This is a genomic window from Flavobacterium cellulosilyticum (assembly GCF_004349355.1).
Classification (GTDB): domain Bacteria; phylum Bacteroidota; class Bacteroidia; order Flavobacteriales; family Flavobacteriaceae; genus Flavobacterium; species Flavobacterium cellulosilyticum.
In genome coordinates, this window is record NZ_SMFK01000008.1 from 122,385 (window position 1) to 141,774 (window position 19,390).

At 31.5% G+C, this 19,390-nt stretch carries 14 protein-coding genes; 13 read left to right on the forward strand and 1 reads right to left on the reverse strand.

Annotation, left to right across the window (positions count from 1 at the left end; translation table 11 throughout):
- Window positions 1-11 precede the first annotated feature (11 nt).
- Window positions 12-758, reverse strand: a complete 747-nt coding sequence (locus E0F76_RS12795) for an NUDIX hydrolase (RefSeq protein ID WP_132006629.1) — start codon at window positions 756-758, stop codon at window positions 12-14.
- Window positions 759-916: 158 nt separating this feature from the next.
- On the opposite strand from E0F76_RS12795, the gene E0F76_RS12800 reads away from it, so the two are divergent.
- The 13 genes from E0F76_RS12800 to E0F76_RS12860 all read left to right on the forward strand — a co-directional run bounded on the left by E0F76_RS12800 (window position 917) and on the right by E0F76_RS12860 (window position 19,327).
- Window positions 917-3,388: a glycoside hydrolase family 3 N-terminal domain-containing protein gene (locus tag E0F76_RS12800; RefSeq protein ID WP_132006632.1), complete on the forward strand. Its 2,472-nt coding sequence runs from the start codon at window positions 917-919 to the stop codon at window positions 3,386-3,388.
- A 443-nt stretch (window positions 3,389-3,831) separates the two neighbouring features.
- Entirely contained in the window at window positions 3,832-4,947 is a 1,116-nt protein-coding gene (locus tag E0F76_RS12805; RefSeq protein WP_132006635.1) for an acyltransferase family protein, read from the forward strand.
- A 184-nt stretch (window positions 4,948-5,131) separates the two neighbouring features.
- The gene (gene panB, locus E0F76_RS12810; RefSeq protein ID WP_132006638.1) at window positions 5,132-5,950 is read left to right on the forward strand and encodes a 3-methyl-2-oxobutanoate hydroxymethyltransferase; all 819 of its coding nucleotides are present in this window, start codon (window positions 5,132-5,134) and stop codon (window positions 5,948-5,950) included.
- A gap of 42 nt (window positions 5,951-5,992) precedes the next feature.
- Window positions 5,993-6,769, forward strand: coding sequence for a glycosyltransferase (locus E0F76_RS12815; protein ID WP_132006641.1), 777 nt, complete (start codon window positions 5,993-5,995; stop codon window positions 6,767-6,769).
- Entirely contained in the window at window positions 6,766-8,187 is a 1,422-nt protein-coding gene (locus E0F76_RS12820) for an ArnT family glycosyltransferase (RefSeq protein ID WP_132006644.1), read from the forward strand. Before E0F76_RS12815 ends, E0F76_RS12820 begins: the two co-directional genes overlap by 4 nt.
- A gap of 17 nt (window positions 8,188-8,204) precedes the next feature.
- Window positions 8,205-8,894 carry an RluA family pseudouridine synthase gene (locus E0F76_RS12825; protein WP_132006647.1) on the forward strand — a complete coding sequence of 230 codons (690 nt, stop codon included), beginning with the start codon at window positions 8,205-8,207 and terminating at the stop codon, window positions 8,892-8,894.
- A 43-nt stretch (window positions 8,895-8,937) separates the two neighbouring features.
- Entirely contained in the window at window positions 8,938-10,266 is a 1,329-nt protein-coding gene (locus tag E0F76_RS12830; protein ID WP_132006650.1) for an aldehyde dehydrogenase, read from the forward strand.
- Window positions 10,257-10,994: a nitroreductase family protein gene (locus tag E0F76_RS12835; protein WP_132006653.1), complete on the forward strand. Its 738-nt coding sequence runs from the start codon at window positions 10,257-10,259 to the stop codon at window positions 10,992-10,994. The genes E0F76_RS12830 and E0F76_RS12835 overlap by 10 nt, the downstream gene beginning before the upstream one ends.
- A 25-nt stretch (window positions 10,995-11,019) precedes the next feature.
- Window positions 11,020-11,793: a hypothetical protein gene (locus tag E0F76_RS12840; RefSeq protein ID WP_132006656.1), complete on the forward strand. Its 774-nt coding sequence runs from the start codon at window positions 11,020-11,022 to the stop codon at window positions 11,791-11,793.
- A gap of 135 nt (window positions 11,794-11,928) precedes the next feature.
- Complete coding sequence (locus E0F76_RS12845) at window positions 11,929-15,972, forward strand: PAS domain S-box protein (RefSeq protein WP_246022056.1); 4,044 nt, start codon at window positions 11,929-11,931, stop codon at window positions 15,970-15,972.
- A gap of 58 nt (window positions 15,973-16,030) precedes the next feature.
- Complete coding sequence (gene ypfJ, locus E0F76_RS12850) at window positions 16,031-16,888, forward strand: KPN_02809 family neutral zinc metallopeptidase (RefSeq protein ID WP_132006659.1); 858 nt, start codon at window positions 16,031-16,033, stop codon at window positions 16,886-16,888.
- 60 nt (window positions 16,889-16,948) lie between these two features.
- Window positions 16,949-17,902, forward strand: coding sequence for a phosphatase PAP2 family protein (locus E0F76_RS12855; protein WP_132006662.1), 954 nt, complete (start codon window positions 16,949-16,951; stop codon window positions 17,900-17,902).
- Window positions 17,903-18,040: 138 nt separating this feature from the next.
- The gene (locus E0F76_RS12860) at window positions 18,041-19,327 is read left to right on the forward strand and encodes a DEAD/DEAH box helicase (RefSeq protein ID WP_132006665.1); all 1,287 of its coding nucleotides are present in this window, start codon (window positions 18,041-18,043) and stop codon (window positions 19,325-19,327) included.
- Window positions 19,328-19,390: the final 63 nt, after the last annotated feature.

The window sequence follows — 19,390 nt, forward strand, 5'->3', positions numbered from 1 at the left end:
TCAAAACTAAATCACCAACCTTCATTCAATCCGTTCCTTAATGCTGCTTGATATTTTTCGGTATCATACATATATAAATCCGGTGATTTGTGGGCACCTCCTTTTCGGCTTTCGTCTAGTTTTACTAAAATATCGTATCGCAACATTTTTCTAAAAAAATTACCTCGGTTGAGTTTTTTCCCTAAAATAATTTCATATAATTTTTGAAGTTCAGGCATTGTGAATTTTTCTGGCAATAAATTCAAACCTATTGGTTTATAATTCAATTGTTTTCTAAGTGTGCTTAACCCTTTTTCAAAAATAATTCCATGATCCATCATTAGTTGGGGCAAATCCTCAATATCCTTCCATTCACATGCGTCTGAAAAACTATCAACTACTAAATTTACCTTTGAATAATCAACTAAAGCATAAAATCCAATGGATAGAAATCGCTGTTTATTCCAAATTGTATCATCAAACTCACTAAAAAAACCTTCGGAACGATTCAAATCGCTAAAAACCCTGAATTGTTGTAAATAAATATTCTCTGCACCTGTTCTTTGTTGAAGTATTCTATTAGCAGCTTCTTTAATATTTTCTGTTTTTAAAACATAACCTCCAGGAAGTGCCCAAAGATTATTTTCTTTCATCTTCACTGTCAAAATTTTCAAACTAGCATTATGATACCCAAAAACAACACAATCAATAGACAAATTCGGGATATAAATTTCCCAAGATTCTTTTGACTTTTCTTCAATAATTTTTTTAAACTCCATAATTAAAAATTCATCGCTAAAGTACAAAAAGGAAGTTGACTTCAACTTTTTGAGAACCATATATAAAAATAATCTATTTTTTTTTACGAATATCTAAAAAAAATATCTATTATTGCTTCATATTGAAGCAATAAGTAATAATTAACTAAAATAACCTTATGAAAAACTCATCATTTTTGAAAACAGTGAAAATATCATTGCTTTCTACACTAATTATTTCTGGAATTTCTTGGAATAAAAAAAACGATATTAAAGATGCAAATGGAATTCCATTACTAACAATTAATGCATTTACTTTTTCGGATTTAAACCAAAATGGAAAATTAGATAAATATGAAGATACTCGTCTACCTATAAGTGATAGGATACAAGATTTAATAAGTAAAATGACCGATGATGAAAAAGCAAGCATGCTTATTGGAATTGGAATGCCAGGTTTTGACATGGTCTCAGCAAAATTTACAACTGAAGGTTTTCAAGGAAAAGTACCAGGAGCAGCAGGGGGAACTTATGAATTAAAAAGGTTAGGAATCCCAACTGTAGTTGTATCCGATGGACCTGCGGGACTGAGAATTAATCCAAAAAGGAATAATGATTCTAAAACGTATTACGCAACAGCATTTCCAGTAGGAACATCTTTGGCTTCGACTTGGAATACTGAGTTAATCAATAATGTTGGAAAGGCAATTGGTAACGAAGTGAAAGAATATGGTGTAGATGTTTTATTAGGACCAGGAATGAATATACACAGGAATCCATTATGTGGAAGAAACTTTGAATATTATTCTGAAGATCCTTTACTAACAGGTAAAATTTCGGCGGCTATTATAAATGGTATTCAGTCTAATGGGGTTGGAACTTCGGCAAAACATTTTGCAGCTAACAATCAAGAGCGCAATCGAATGGGAATAAACGCACATATAAGCGAAAGAGCGATGCGTGAAATTTATTTAAGAGGTTTTGAAATTACTGTAAAAGAAGCACAGCCTTGGACAATAATGTCTTCTTATAATTCCATTAATGGAACTTTTACCTCTCAAAGAAAAGATTTATTGACAACTATTTTAAGAAATGAATGGGGATTTAAAGGAATGGTAATGACCGATTGGTTTGGTGGATATAGAAGTTTTAGTGTTCCATTTCTAAAAGAAGCTCCAACTAGCGACGTAACTGCACAATTATCTGCTGGGAATGATCTAATAATGCCAGGAATGCCTTCACAAAAACAAGCCATTTTAGACAATATGAAAAGCGGAAAATTATCTGCAGCAGTTGTTAATACCGATTTAACTCGTATTCTAGAGTTGGTAATGAGATCGCCTTCAATGAGTAATTACAAGTATTCAGACAAACCAAACCTTAAAGCAAATGCCGAAGTGACTAGACAAGCTGCTGCAGAGGGAACAATTTTATTAAAAAATGATAAAAACACTTTACCGTTTACTTCTAAATCAACACCATTAGCCATTTTTGGAATAACTTCTTATGATTTCATTTCGGGCGGAACTGGAAGTGGTGACGTAAATGAAGCCTATTCAATTTCTTTAATAGACGGATTAACCAATTCAGGGTTTTCAATTGATAAAGATCTTGAAGGATTATACAAACCTTATGTAGTGGATCAGAAAGCAAAAGAAATGGAACGTCGTGAAAAAAACGGTGGATTATTAGCCACTCCAAAACGACTTTTAGAATTAGAGTTAAACAAAGCAATCATTGATAACAAATCGAATTCATCCGAACTTGCTTTGATTACGATAGGAAGAAATGCTGGTGAAGGAGATGATAGAAAAGTAGAAGACGACTTTAATTTAGCTGCAGACGAAGTAACATTAATAAACAATGTTTCGGAAGCATTTCACGCTAAAGGAAAAAAAGTAGTTGTCGTATTGAATATTGGTGGCGTAATTGAAACTGCTAGTTGGAGAGATAAAGTAGATGCTATTCTTTTACCTTGGCAACCAGGTCAAGAAGGAGGAAATTCTGTTGCCGATGTTTTTTCGGGGAAAACGAATCCATCTGGAAAACTAACAATGACTTTTCCTGTAAAATATGAAGACGCAGCTGCCTCAAAATTTTGGATTGGCACCCCTGCTGAAAACCCAACAAGTGTTACTTATGAAGAAGGAATTTATGTTGGTTATCGTTATTTCAATACTTTTGGAGTAAAACCTGCATATGAGTTTGGATACGGATTATCCTATACTAATTTTGATGTTTCTGGGTTGAAACTAAGTTCCAATTCTTTTTCCAAATCAATGACTGCAAATGTTACTGTGAAAAATACAGGAAAAATCGCTGGTAAAGAAGTAGTTGAATTATACCTTTCGGCTCCATCTAAAAATACAGACAAACCAAGTTCAGAATTGAAAGCTTTTGTTAAAACAAAATTATTGCAACCAGGAGAAAGCCAAACGGTTACTTTAACTTTAAACCCTAAAGATTTAGCTTCATTTGTAGCTTCAAAAAATGCTTGGATTGCTGAAGCGGGTGATTATAAAGTTGGCATTGGAACTTCGTCTTTAAATATCAAACAAAAGGTTAATTTTACTTTAGCAAAGGAATTAGTTGTGGAAAATACAAATCCATCTTTTGCTGCTGACGTGAAATTTAAAGATTTAAAACATTAGAATTGATTATACTATATTAATCATCGTTGTCCGATTAAATCTTTTCAGAATAGATAAAACGGAATAGGTACAGTCGCTACGGGACATTAGGATTAGATTGACTGGATATATTTCTACCAATATTTTGTTCCTAACAGAGCTTACCTCGTAGAGGTTAAATATTGGTAGTAAGAAAGTTGTAATATGTGATTTGTATATATTTGGAGCTGGTTCTTTTGGTTAGGCTATTGCAAGAAGAGTTGGAACAGGAAAACCTGTTTAGTTTGCAGATAGTAGCCTTAAAAATATTGAATCAGCTTCAAACTATTATGTGAAGCTGGTCCTGCCGCTAAACAGGAAGATGCGCTAGTTCCAATTTTTAAATAATGTAGCTATTAAATTATTAATTTGTATATAATTAAAGAGTAAAAACCTGTTTTTGAGTAAAGTACTAAACGAAATATATGCAAAACGGAATTCTTAAAACAAAACCCCATTATCCAATTTTAGATGGATTACGCGGCGTAGCAGCAATAATGGTGGTTGCTTTTCACATTTTTGAAGCACATGCAACAAGCCATCTTGACCAAATTATAAACCATGGATATCTTGCTGTGGATTTTTTCTTTTTATTGTCAGGATTTGTTATTGCATATGCTTATGATGACCGATGGGAAAAAATGTCGATTGGAAATTTTATTAAGCGACGTTTAATCCGTCTCCAACCCATGGTAATTATGGGTATGATTATCGGAGCCTTATTATTTTATTTTCAGGATTTCGCATTATGGCCAGTTATACATGATGTTCCAGTTTGGAAAATGTTGCTGGTAATGGTTATTGGATTTACATTAATTCCTGTAAGTTCTTCTTTGGATATTCGAGGTTGGGAAGAAATGCACCCACTTAATGGACCTGGTTGGTCTTTATTTTATGAGTATATTGCCAATATAATGTATGCTCTTTTTGTTCGAAAATTTTCAAAAAAATGGCTTTCAATACTCGTGTTTCTTTCTGGATGTGCTTTAATTCATCTCGCGGTTACAAGTCCTAACGGAGATATTGTTGGAGGTTGGTCATTAAATCTCGAACATACACATATAGGATTTGCCCGAATGATGTACCCATTCTTTGCTGGTGTTTTGCTTTTCCGTTTAGGGAAATTGACACAAATCAAAAACGCTTTTTTATGGTGCAGTTTGTTCGTTATAATTGCATTGGCTATGCCAAGATTTGGTGGAGGCGAACATTTATGGATCAATGGAATTTATGATTCATTAATTGTTATTCTGTTTTTTCCTTTAATTATTTATTTGGCAGCAAGTGGAGAAATCACAGGCAAATTTTCTACAAGATTATGTAAATTTTTTGGTGATATTTCATATCCAATTTATATAACTCACTATCCTATAATATACATTTATACAGGATGGGTAATCGATAATAAAATTCCGTTAATTGAAGCATATCCATTTAGTATATTAGTTTTGATTTCCACGATAGTTCTTGCTTATACATGCTTAAAGTTATATGATATTCCAATTAGAAAAATACTAAAAGAAAAATTCTTGAAGTTTTAAAGAATAAATACTATAATAATGGTTGAAATAAACTAATAATTTAAAAAAGCAGGTGTTTGAAAATTAATTATTTTAATTAAATATATTATAAAGGATTTGATATTAATATCAAATCCTTTTTTTTGTGTTTTATACAAATCGATTTTACTACTTTTACAATCTAAATTTTAATATCCAAAATTACATGTCTGCATCTAAAAAAGATTACAAACGAGTTACCACAAAGTCATTAATTGAAATGAAAGCGGACGGAGAAAAAATCTCTATGCTTACTGCTTATGATTTCTCAATGGCCAAAATTGTTGATGCTGCTGGTGTCGATGTAATTTTAGTAGGTGATTCTGCTTCAAATGTAATGGCTGGTCACGAAACTACTTTACCAATTACTTTAGACCAAATGATATATCATGCATCAAGTGTAGTTCGTGCCATTTCAAGATCATTAGTTGTAGTAGATTTGCCTTTTGGAAGTTACCAATCAGATGCTAAAGAAGCCTTACGTTCTGCCATAAGAATTATGAAAGAAAGTGGTGGACATGCCGTAAAATTGGAAGGTGGTAGTGAAGTTAAAGACTCTATTAAAAAAATATTGAATGCTGGAATTCCGGTTATGGGACATTTAGGTTTAACACCACAATCTATATATAAATTTGGGACTTACACTGTTCGTGCCAAAGAAGAAGAAGAAGCCGATAAATTAATGAAAGATGCTAAATTATTAGAAAAACTGGGCTGTTTTGCCATCGTTATCGAAAAAGTTCCAGCCCATTTAGCAGAGAAAGTGGCAAAAAGCATTTCTATTCCTGTCATAGGAATTGGAGCAGGTGGCGGAGTAGACGGACAAGTATTGGTTATTCACGATATGCTAGGAATGAATAATGAATTTAGCCCCCGTTTTTTAAGAAGGTACCTAAGTTTATATGAAGAAATGACCACAGCTATCGGACAATACGTTAATGATGTAAAGTCAAGTGATTTTCCGAATGAAAAAGAACAATATTAATTAAGTTTAAAAATGCTTTTAGACCAAACTTAAATCGTTTATATGTCAAAACAAAACAATATAAGTATTGTCATTCCATGTTATAATGAAGAAAAAGGCATATCAAATAGTGAATATTCCACTTTTCTTGACAATAAACCTGATGTTTTTATTTGTTTTGTAAATGATGGATCCACAGATAAAACTCTGGAGGCACTCTCTATTTTAAAGTCAAAATACGTATCACAAATTCACATTCTTACATTAGAAAAAAATTCAGGTAAAGCCGAAGCAGTTAGAACTGGCATTACCTTTTGTAATCAAAACTTACAACATCAATATATTGGATATTTAGATGCTGATTTAGCCACTACACTTGAAGAATTTGTTGAACTTCGCAATTATTTGCATGATGGAATAGTCTTTAGTTTTGGTTCCAGAATCAGAAAGATTGGCTCTCTTATAGAGCGCCAAAATAGTCGCTTTTTAATAGGTCGAGTTGTCGCTACTCTTATTTCAAATATTCTTGACATCAAGGTATATGATACCCAATGTGGAAGTAAACTTTTTACTAGAGAAATTTCTGAAAAATTATTTAATGAAGAATTCATTTCAAAATGGTTGTTTGATGTAGAAATTTTCTTTCGAATGATTCATCTTTTTGGGAAAGAAAAAGCAATAAAAAAAATGTATGAAGTTCCCTTGAAATTATGGGTCGAAAAGGGAGATTCTAAAGTTAAATTTACCTACGGTTTTAAACTTTGGTTTGATCTATTTAAAATCCGCAGAAAATACAGAAAATTGCAAAAAATAGTGCTAACTCAAAATCAAAATAAATGATTTCAGATCAACTCAAAAACAACTCCAAGATTCTATCAATATCTGTAATCGTACTTGTTCTCTTTAGATTATTATTGACAATTACAATTCCTTTATTAGACAAAACAGAAGCACGTTATGCCGAGATTGCTCGAATTATGCAGGAAACGAATCATTGGATTGTATTGCAAATTGATTATGGTGTTCCCTTTTGGGCAAAACCGCCATTATCGACTTGGTTATCTGCATCTAGTTTTGAAGTCTTTGGCGTAAACGGATTTGCATCAAGATTCCCTTCTTTCCTGATCAGTATTATACTAATTATAATTGCTGGAAAAATAGTTAAAAAAGAGGGTGTACCCTTTTATTTACCTGGTTTTATTTTATTGACTATGCCCGAATTTCTGATACATACAGGAGTTGTTTCAACTGATACTTCACTTGAATTTTGTGTTGTTATCATGATGATTTCCTTTTGGAAAACTATAAAAAGTGACGTAAAAACGTATTGGAATTATCTCTTTTTTATAGCATTGGGACTTGGATTTCTTGCCAAAGGACCGTTGATAATCGTATTGACTTTTCCTCCATTATTTTTATGGTGTTGCTTGGATTTAAAAAGATTTAAAGAAGTATTTTCTAAATTTTCCATTATTCCAGGACTAATTTTAACTGCTATAATTGCGATTCCTTGGTATTATTTTGCTGAAAAAGAATCGCCCGGTTTTTTAGATTATTTTATTGTTGGAGAGCATTATAAACGCTTTGTGGAATCGGGATGGAAAGGGGATTTATATGGCAGTGGTCACTCGCAACCCAAAGGAATGATTTGGGTTTTCTTGATTGCATTTGCATTACCTTGGATTCAAGTTGTTCTTTATAAGTTATGGAAAATCAAAAAAACCATTCTTAAAAATGATTGGGTTTCTTTCTTGGTATTATGGGCTTTTTGGACACCACTTTTTTTTACTATTTCCAGCAATATATTACATACCTATATCCTTCCATCAACAATGCCAATCATGTTTTTGATGGTGTATTTCTGGGATGATTTCACTCGAAAAAAATTACTGATTCGTATTGCATTAATTTTTCCTATTATTGTATTCTTTGCCTATTTTGGTTTGTTTGCAACAGGAAAATTGGATTACAAAATGAATACAGACAAATATTTATTAGAAAACTTAAAAGTTACTACTGCCAATAAAGAAATTCCCTTGTATTATTGGAAAGAGAAAAATTATTCAGGACAATTTTATTCTTATGGCAAAGCGCAAATTATAAAAAACGAAACTGAATTAGATTCCATTTTGAATGCCAACAAAAAAATATTTTTTGTAATTCCAACTAAAAAGCAAACAGAAATTGCGAACCAATATCTTGAAAAAATGAAATTAGTCGAAAGCAATTATAAAACTTCAATTTTCGAATCTAAATAAAGAATATTCCCCAATTAATGAAAATACTATCTAACAAAAACAACCTACAAATTCTACACGAAGACAACCATCTTATTGTGGTTAACAAACGTGTTGGAGATATTGTACAAGGTGACAAAACGGGCGACAAGCCGTTATCTGAAGTTGTAAAAGAATATATAAAAGAGAAGTACAACAAACCTGGTGAAGTATTTCTGGGAGTCGTCCATCGATTAGATCGTCCTACAACTGGAATTGTTGTTTTTGCCAGAACCAGCAAAGCTTTGACACGAATGAATGAATTGTTTAGTAATCGTGAAACGCAGAAAACTTATTGGGCAGTCGTAAAAAACAAACCTGAAAAAGCAGAAGATAAACTCGTTCATTATCTGAAAAGAAACGAAAAAAACAACTCTTCAAAAGCGCATTTAAAAGAAGTGCCTGATAGCAAACTAGCCAGTTTAGATTATAAAATAATCAAAGAATTAAACAATTATTTTGCTTTAGAAATTAATTTACACACTGGAAGGCATCATCAAATTCGAGCACAACTTTCGGCAATTGGATCACCCATAAAAGGGGATTTGAAATATGGTTTTGACCGTAGTAATCCTGATGGAGGCATTCATCTTCATGCTCGAAAGCTCGTTTTTGCTCATCCAGTTACAAAAGAAAACCTAATTATTGTTGCTCCAGTTCCAAATGAGGTAATTTGGGATGCCGTTTAATTTGAAAAAAATGTATCTTTAGAACTTATTTTAGTTTTAAATTATGGAATTCAAATCGAATATTAATTACCGAAAAGAAACTCTAATAAAGTTGTTGAATGCTATAATAATACATGAAAATGATATTATTCAAGCTTTATATGATGATTTCAAGAAACCGGCTTTTGAAGCTATACTTACAGAAACCAGTTATGTGATTTCTGAATTAAAAGACACCATCAAAAATTTGAAAAATTGGTCCAAGGAGAGAAAAATTTTTCCTTCTTTATTGAATTTTCCTTCGAGTGATTATATTTTTAAAGAACCTTACGGTAAAGTTTTGATTATTTCGCCTTGGAATTATCCATTTCAATTGGCACTTTGTCCATTAATATCAGCAGTTGCGGCTGGAAACCAAGTTGTACTCAAACCATCGGAACTCACCCCAAAAACATCCGAAATTATTACCTTAATTATCAGTAAAGTTTTCAATAAAGAACATGTTGATGTAATTGAGGGAGGAATCGACGTTTCTCAAAAATTGCTTGCCGAACGATGGGATTACATCTTTTTCACAGGAAGTGTCGCCGTTGGTAAAATAGTAGCTATGGCTGCTGCCAAAAATTTGACACCAGTTACACTCGAACTTGGAGGGAAGAATCCATGTATTATTGATGAAACTGCTAATTTGAAACTGGCTGCAAAAAGAATTGTGTGGGGAAAATTTATCAATGCTGGACAAACCTGTATCGCTCCTGATTATATCTTGATTCAACAGGATATGAAACCCTATTTTGTAAACTATTTAAAAGAAGAAATTACCAAGGCGTATGGAGAAAACCCCAGTGAGTCTCCTGATTTTGCAAGAATAGTAAATCCTAAAAACTGGAATCGATTGGTCAATATGATGGATCCAAATAAAGTGATTTTTGGCGGACAAACTGATCTGGAAAAACGCTACATATCCCCTACCCTTATTGAAGAATCTTCGGTTGACAGTTTAATTATGAAAGAGGAGATTTTTGGACCATTGTTACCCATTATTACCTATAAAAACGAATCAGAAATAGAGGTCATACTATCTAATTACGAAAAACCGCTGGCTTTGTATGTCTTTACAGAAAACCATAATTTTTATAATAAGATAATTCAAAAATATTCGTTTGGTGGCGGTTGTATCAATGATACCTTAGTTCAATTTTCGAATAAAAGGTTGCCCTTTGGAGGCGTTGGTCATAGTGGAATTGGTTCATATCATGGTAGTTTAAGTTTTGATGTATTTTCGCACAAAAAAAGCATTGTTAAAAAGGGAAATTGGCTAGATTTGCATTTCAGATATGCTCCTTATAAAGACAAATTACCAATTATTAAAAAAGTATTGAAATGGTTTTAACCAATGAAAAAACGGTAAGTGAAGCAATAGAGTATCGCCGTTCCGTAAGAGTTTTCAGCACAGAACCAATTGAGGACCAAAAAGTAAAAGAATGCATCCGCTTGGCTACTTTAGCAGCAAGTAGCAGCAACATGCAACTTTGGGAATTTTATCATATCGTTTCACCAGAAGTGCTTAGTCAACTCACGAATGCAAGTTTTAATCAAGGTGCAGCAAAAACTGCACAACAAATGGTTGTTATTATCGCTAGAAAGGATTTATGGAAAAAAAGAGCCCAATCGAATATTGATTTTCTTAGATCCCAATATGGAACAAAACCACAAACGGACTATTCGAAAAGGGAAAAATTCGCTTTGAATTATTACCAAAATATTGTTCCTAGTATTTATGCAGATTTTTTGGGAATTGCAGGTAGAATAAAATATCTAGCTTCAAAAATTGTTGGAATATTCAGACCTATTTATAGAGAAGCAAGACAAAGTGATATGCGAATTGTAGCGCATAAAAGTGCTGGATTGGCAGCACAAAATTTCATGATGAGTATGGCAGCCATAAATTATGATACTTGTCCAATGGAAGGTTTTGATTCCCTAAGAGTTAAAAAAGTACTGAATTTACCAAGATCATCCGAAATAAATATGATAATCGCCTGTGGTCTTCGAGAAGAAAATGGCATTTATGGAAAACGTTTCAGAGTACCATTCGAAGAAGTGTATTTTAAAAAATAAAATTATAAAACATCAAATCAATAAAATGAAATCAATACAAGACAGAATAGAAGAAATACAAAAAAATGGATACCAACTGGATTTCGGAACGGTTTTCGAAAATGCATTCGAAAATTATAAAAAAATTGCCTTATATGCAGGTTTAATGCTTTTGGTTTCTACCTTTTTAATTTCAATTATTCTACTAACGGGGGTAATCGCATATATTGGAATTGAAAACTTAGAAGCTTTTGGAGAAACATTAAAACGGTATTCAACAATTAAAATATTGCCATTAGAAATTGCCTTACCTTTACATATTGGTTTAATTTTGTTTTCAGGATTGATAAATCCATTTATGGCAGGTTTTTTTAAAATGGCTGATTGTGGTCAAAAAGACGAGGAATTTCATGTTTCAACAATGTTTACTTACTATAGGTCTCCCTATTTTTTAAGTATTTTTGTAGCAATTGTACTTACCACTTTCATCAGTACAGGTTCTTCATTGTTTTTCAATTATGTAGGATTTGAAATATTAGGTTCACTACTTTCAATAGTAATTTCATTTTTAATATATTTCACCATACCATTAATTGTATTTGGAAAAATGAATGCTACTGAGGCAATAAAATCAAGTGTTATCATTGTTTTAAAACAGCCATTACTAATTGTAGGATTAATAATTGTTGCAGGATTCGCTTCAATAGTAGGTTTAATAGGGCTTTGTATCGGAATTTTTTTTACAATCCCTTTTATATATTCAATGAGTTATACCCTTTATTTCTCAATAATTGGGAATGAAAACGATGCTAAAATGTAAGAAACGTTTTTAGTTATAGGATTTCAAATAGTTTATTAGTTTGTTTTTATCTAAAACGCACTAAAAAATTACTATTTTTACATCCAACTGATAAGATCCCAAATCTAATCTTAAACTTTACCTAAAACGTTCTCAATGCCCTGTAATTTATTATCAACTTATATTTATATATCAAATAATTCCTGTTTTTTTAATGATAATGTGATTTACAATATTTCTATTGCAAAATTTAAATTATTTTTAACTACTAATCTATTTGATGTTATTTCACCCATTTTAATTTTTTTGGCTTTTATAGTAATATATAAGTTTTTGGGAATTAAAGCTCATATCGATAAAAAATATATTGAGAACCTTCCTAAAGAAGATTCAAGAAACAAGGAAAACCAGCTTTATCTATTGTACTTGGGAATACTAATTCCAGTACTTGAGCTTTTCTTTGAACTATTTAAAGTGAGATCCAAAAGTTTAATAATACCCAATATTAGTATAGGAGCTTTTTTCTTGATCTTGTATTTTATAAGTAAAAAATCATCTTTTGTATTTCAGAATTTACAGCACATTTTTAAGTTTATTTATATACTTACATTTTGTTTAATTTGTCGAAATATAATTTACACCCCTGTTGATATAATTCCAATCATTGCATTCCTAATTTGGTTTTTCTTTTCCTATGACATCCTAAAACCTTTAAAATTATATTGGTTTTTCGTTTCCTCGGTCCCTATTTATATTAGTATACTAATTGTTTTTGATATAATTCCTTTAAAATCAACAACTACTTTATTAGATTTTTTTTTAATTATACAAATAATCAATTATATCCGTCATAAATCACTTTTAAACATTAAAGAAAAATTCAAATTTACTAATGTAATTATAAACAAAGGAAGCACACTAACAATTGCAACAAATACAATTGGTGAAGTTACTTTTTGTAGTGAAACAATAACTTCAATTTTAGGATATTCTCCTGAAGAAATTATGGGAATGGATTTTTGGAAACTAACAGACGACGATCAATTTAATATCGAAAAATACCAAGAATGTTATACAGATGAAATTCCATACGTTAGAAAATTGAAGTGCAAAAACGGCGAATTCAAATACATACAATGGAAAAATAAAAAACATAATGAGAATCTAATAATTGCAATAGGAAATGATATTACTAAAGAAATAAACCATCAATTTCAATATCAGAATTTAGTGCAAAATGCAACTGATATTATTTTTGAAGTTGATGTATATGGAAATTTCACTTTTATAAATGCATTTACAATTAAGACTCTAGGCTATTCTTTTGATGAAGCTTGCAATAGTAATTATTTAGATTTTATACGAAAAGATCACACAAAAAATATCAAGGATTTCTTTCATAATCTACCAAAAAATAATTGTGATTATTCGACTATCGAAATTCCTCTAATTAAAAAAAATGGAGAGGAAATCTGGATTTCTCAAAAAGTGATCATTCAGAGAAATGAATTGGGAAGAATAATAGGGTTTTCTGGAATTGCAAGAGATATTACTAAGTTTAAAGACATTGAATCCGAAAATCAAAAACGTCAGCAAAAAATAGAAAAATACAACCAAGCCATTAAAATTTTATCAACTACAAATTTCAGTAATTATAAAAATTTTGGGGAGATATCAAAAATTATAATTAAAACAGCTGCAATAACTACTGAATGCAACAGGGTTAGTTATTGGAAATATAAAGAGGATGCAATCACTCGCAAAAAACTGTATAAATTAGATACAAATGAATATGGGAAAAAAGTTGTTTTAACTAGTGATAAATATCCAATATATTTTGAATCAATTAAGACTAAAACACAAATTTGTGCAATAGATGCTTTCGATAAATGGGAAGTGTCAGAATTCAAAAAATATTTTAGTAATAAAGACATAAAGTCAATTCTAGATATACCAATATTTACAAATGGAAATTTAGTTGGAACGTTAAGTTTTGAATCAACCAAGTTTCAAAGAAATTGGGATAATGAAGACATTACTTTTGCAAGAACCATTTCAGATATTATTTCATTAGCCATTTTATCTGAACGAAGAAATGAAGTTGAGAAAAAACTCGAATATAAAAGTGAACTTTTATCTGCGATGGCGCAGTGTACTGAAAAATTTCTGTCGAGTAAAAGTATCGAAGAAATGTTTGTTGCTACTTATGAAATAATGGGTAAAGCAACAAAGGCGGATCACCTTTTTTACTATGAATTAGATTTTGAAACTAAATTATTCAGCCAAAAATTCAAATGGACTAAAGAAGGGATTCCAATTCAAACAACAAAAACACAATCTTTTACTTATGATAATCTTAAAGAAATAATATCCAATGCTGAAATCAAAAAGTATTTCAAAGGCATTACTCGAAAACTAAACGATTCTTATTTTAAAAAATTATTGTTGGACAATACTATTCAATCTATCCTAATTTTACCCATTTATGTAAATAATAAATTTTCAGGTTTTATTGGTTTTGATGATTGCTTTAGAGAAAAAATTTGGTCTAAAGATGAAATTTACATTTTGCAAATGCTTGCCAATAATATTACCTCGGCCTTGGAAAAAAATAGAAATGAATCTATTTTATTTGAAAGCCAAGAAAAATTTCGATTATTAACAGACAACATACCTGGCACAGTGTATTTGTCAAATAATGACGCAAATTGGAGCAAGATTTATATTAATGATGAAATTGAAAAACTTACAGGGTATAATAAATCTGATTTTTTAGAAAACAGAATAAATTATATTGATTTAGTACATCCTGAAGATTTTGAATACGTTCAAAGCATTGGTAAAAAGGTAGTTGAGGAAAATATTAAAATGCAAATCACCTACAGAATCATTCATAAAAATGGTCATATCGTTTGGGTAGAAGAATATGGAGACAGTATCAAAAAAAACAATATAATTAGTTATGTAGGCGGAATATTTTTTGACATTACAAAGAAAAAGGAAGCTGAATATGCATTAATCGCAAAAGAAATAGCCGAAGCCGCCAATAAAGCTAAATCAGAATTTCTTGCCAATATGAGCCATGAAATAAGAACACCATTAAATGGAATAATTGGTTTTACTGACTTACTGATGAAAACCAATCTTGACAAGGTACAAGAAAAACACATGATTACTGTAAATCAATCAGCGCTAACCTTGTTAGATATTATAAATAACATCCTTGATTTTTCAAAAATTGAAGCTGGAAAAATTGAATTATTTATAGAAAAATGTGACATTAACGAATTATTAAATCAAACAATTGATTTAATCTCCTATGAATCCAAACGGAAAAACTTAAATTTAGAACTTGAAGTAACATCCCATGTTCCAAAATATCTTTGGGTAGATATTGTTCGCCTAAAACAAATACTGATAAATCTGCTATCAAATGCGGTGAAATTTACCTACAAGGGTAGCGTCAAATTAATCGTTTCTATCCCAGAACAAACCGTTAATTCGAATGCCAAAATTCGTTTTTCTGTAATTGATTCTGGGATTGGAATACTTGAGAAAAATCGAAATAAAATTTTTAATGCTTTTACACAAGAGGACAATTCAACGACACGAAAATTTGGAGGTACTGGTTTAGGTTTAAGTATCTCAAATCAATTATTGGGATTAATGAATAGTAGGCTTTGCCTAGAAAGCAAAATAGACGTTGGAAGTTCATTTTATTTCGATTTGGATTTTCAAAACAGTAATCAAATAAATGAGGATAAGGTAAAATTTGAAATTCCATTAGATATTAATATTGAAAATAAAACTAGACCGATTGAACGCTATAAAAATTTGAGAGTTTTAATTGCTGAGGATAACAAAATCAATATGATATTATTGAAAACCATCATAAAAAACATATTTAGTGATGCAATAATTTTTGAAGTTTTTAATGGTAAAGATGCATTTGATCAATTCGAATCTATAAATCCCGATATTATTTTTATGGATATCCAAATGCCGATAATGAATGGTTATGAAGCTACAAAAGCTATCCGAAATACAATTTTAGGAAAAAAAACCCCAATAATTGCAGTTACAGCAGGAACTGAAAAAGAAGAAAAAGATAATTGTCTTAGCGCAGGAATGAATGATTATATTTCAAAACCTATTATAAAAGGATTAATAGAAAAATCTATTTACAAATGGATAAACTAAATTTTGATAATTATTGTAATTTTGTATATTCGTAATTAAGTCAATAAAAAGCAAATATATGAAATGGAAAGGCAGAAGACAAAGTGATAATGTAGATGATAGACGAGGAATCTCAGGAGGAAAAGCCGTAATTGGTGGTGGAGTAATTGGAATTATTATTTTATTAGTCAATATATTTGGCGGTGATAATGCAAAACAGCTTAGCCCAATTTTAGAACAGCTAAGTCAACAGCAATCAGCCCCAACTGAATCAAGAGCTTTAACTCCTGCAGAAGTTACAGAAGGTGAATTTGTTAAAACACTCCTAGCCGATAATGAAGATATTTGGAATCAAATTTTTAAAGAAAACAATTTAACTTTTGAATCTCCGAGATTAGTATTATTTAGTGGTCAAGTACAAACTGCTTGTGGTGGTGCAAGTTCAGCCTCAGGTCCTTTTTATTGTCCTAGTGATAAAATCATTTATATGGATATGAATTTCTTCGAAGAACTTAGAACAAAGTTTGGTGCAAAAGGAGGTGATTTTGCAGTTGCCTATGTTTTGGCACATGAGTTCGGTCATCACATTCAAACCCTACTTGGAACGTCATCTAAAATGCGTGAAATGCAAGAAGGTCAGAGTGAAAAAGTAAAAAACAGACTCTCTGTAGCTTTAGAATTACAAGCCGATTTCTATGCAGGACTTTGGACACACTATAACGAAAAACAAAATGCAATGCTCGAACCAGGAGACATTGAAGAAGCTTTGAGCGCTGCAAATGCTGTAGGTGATGACGCCATTCAAAAAAAGATGCAAGGGCAAGTGGTTCCTGATTCTTTCACTCATGGAACTTCTGAACAAAGAAAGTATTGGTTTAATCGCGGTTTTAAATCTGGAGATATTAAAAAAGGAGACACTTTTGCAGAATTACAATAACTAGGAATAAAATTTCTTTTTTAAAATTTACTATACTATAAAACGACTATAAATTATCGAATGAAAAAATACTCCCTGATATTTTTTATCATTATTACAAATTCTTGCTTAGCACAAATTGATACTCTTTCAAATAAAATAGACAGTCTTTATAGCAGAGAAAACCGATTTAAAGTTGCTGGTTCTGTGTTAAAAAATGTTGTCCTCAGTGTTCCAGGTGATTTTTCTGAAATGGGACATACTATATCAAGTGATTGGAAAAGAACTGCTTATTACACCGCAGGAATAATTGGATTAATAGCTACAGATAAAATAACGACAGGTTTTTTACACGACCATATTGAACCTGCCATCAATTATTCACTTCCAAAAAGAGACTATTTAAATACTAATATTACAGGAATAGGTGGCAATAACAATTACATTCTCTACCCTATAATGGGATTATATGTCGGTTCATTTGCTATTAACAACAAAAAAGGACAAACCGTGGCTACAAATGCCATGAAATCCATAGTCTATTCGTACGTAATTTCGCATTTAGTATTAAAAACTATAACCGGTAGAAACCGACCTCAAAGAAGGATAAATGATAACGAACCCATTATTGAACCTTGGACAAAAAACAATTGGGATTTTGGAAACTTCCATAAAGTGTATACAGATTCTAAATCTGACGGTACTGCCTTCCCTTCTTTTCATGCAACTTTTTATTATGCTGTTGCTAAGGTTTTTCAAATGGAATACAATAACTATTGGATACCCTATACAATCGCAACCGGAGTATTTCTATCTGACATCAAAGGGCATAACCATTGGGTTTCAGATATATTAGTAGGCGGTTTGGTGGGAACTATTATTGGGAAATCAATTGTAATAAGCAGTAGAAAACAAATAGAAAAAGATAAAAATACAGCTTTAATTTATAACCCTCGAAAATTTAGAATGAGCAAACAATTGATTCCTCAAATTTCAAGTTCTATGATAGGATTTCATTTCGTAGGAAGTTTTTAATGTAAATAAAACATACAAATTAACTGCATATTTCAACAAACTCATGTATTCAAAAGCAAATCGGAAAAATTAGCAGTATCTTCGCGCCAACTTAAAGAAGTACACCATTTAATAGTGCTTACTTCATAAACACTATTTATGTCATTCAACTCATTAGGATTATCTGATGCTATATTAAAAGCCATCAGCAAAAAAGGATATTCAACTCCTTCACCAATACAACAAAAAGCAATTCCACCCATTTTAGAAGGTCAAGATGTATTAGCATCCGCACAAACTGGAACAGGAAAAACAGCGGGTTTCACATTACCCATATTACAAATATTATCCCAAGGAAAACACCTAAGTCACAGACCTATACGTGCTCTAATTTTAACACCTACTCGAGAACTAGCCGCGCAAATTTTAGCGAATATAAAAGAGTATAGTGAATTTTTAGATCTGCGCAGTACAGTAATTTTTGGTGGTGTAAACCAAAATCCACAGGTTACTCAATTGCGTCAAGGAATTGATATTTTGGTAGCTACTCCTGGCCGATTAATCGATTTACAAAATCAAGGTTTAATTTCACTTTCAAAAGTTGAAATCTTAGTTTTGGATGAGGCAGATCGTATGCTGGACATGGGTTTCTTGCGAGATATTGAGCGTATTATGAAAGTATTGCCTGTAAAAAGACAAAACTTGCTATTTTCCGCAACCTTTTCTAAAGACATTAAGAAATTGGCAATGGGCATATTGCATAAACCAGTTCATGTAGAAGCAACGCCCGAAAATACAACTGTTGAAGCCATTATTCAAAAAGTATATCCTTGTGCAAAAGAGAAAAAAACAGAATTGATCATAAAATTGATTTCGGAAGGAAACTGGAAACAAATTTTGGTTTTTACTCGTACCAAACAAGGTGCCAATAAATTGACTGAAAGCATGATTAGTGCTGGAATTAAAGCAGCTGCCATTCACGGAAACAAAGGTCAAGGTGCCAGAACCAAAGCCTTAGCCGGTTTCAAAAACGGAAGTCTAACCGCTTTGGTTGCTACTGATATTGCCGCTCGTGGTTTAGATATCCCATTATTACCACATGTTGTCAATTTTGAATTACCTAATATTCCGGAAGATTACGTACACCGCATTGGTCGTACAGGACGTGCTGGAGCAAGCGGAGAAGCCATTTCTTTGTTTAGTCCAGACGAAACTGTGTTTTTACGCGATATAGAAAAATTAGTAGGCTTGAAATTGCCTAAAGAAAATATTGCAGGTTTTGAACCCGATCCAAACGCCTCAACAGAGCCTATTAAGCAAGGACAAGGAAGAGTACAACGCAATTCTACCCCAAAAAAACCAAAAACAGAAAATACAACTAGAAGTAATAATAGCTTTGGTCCAAGACGTCCTAGTCAAAATAACGACAGACGATCTAATAGATAATTTCATCTTAGCACCTGAATTTTATTATTTTATTAGGAGCAGAATCATTTCGTTTCATAAGAA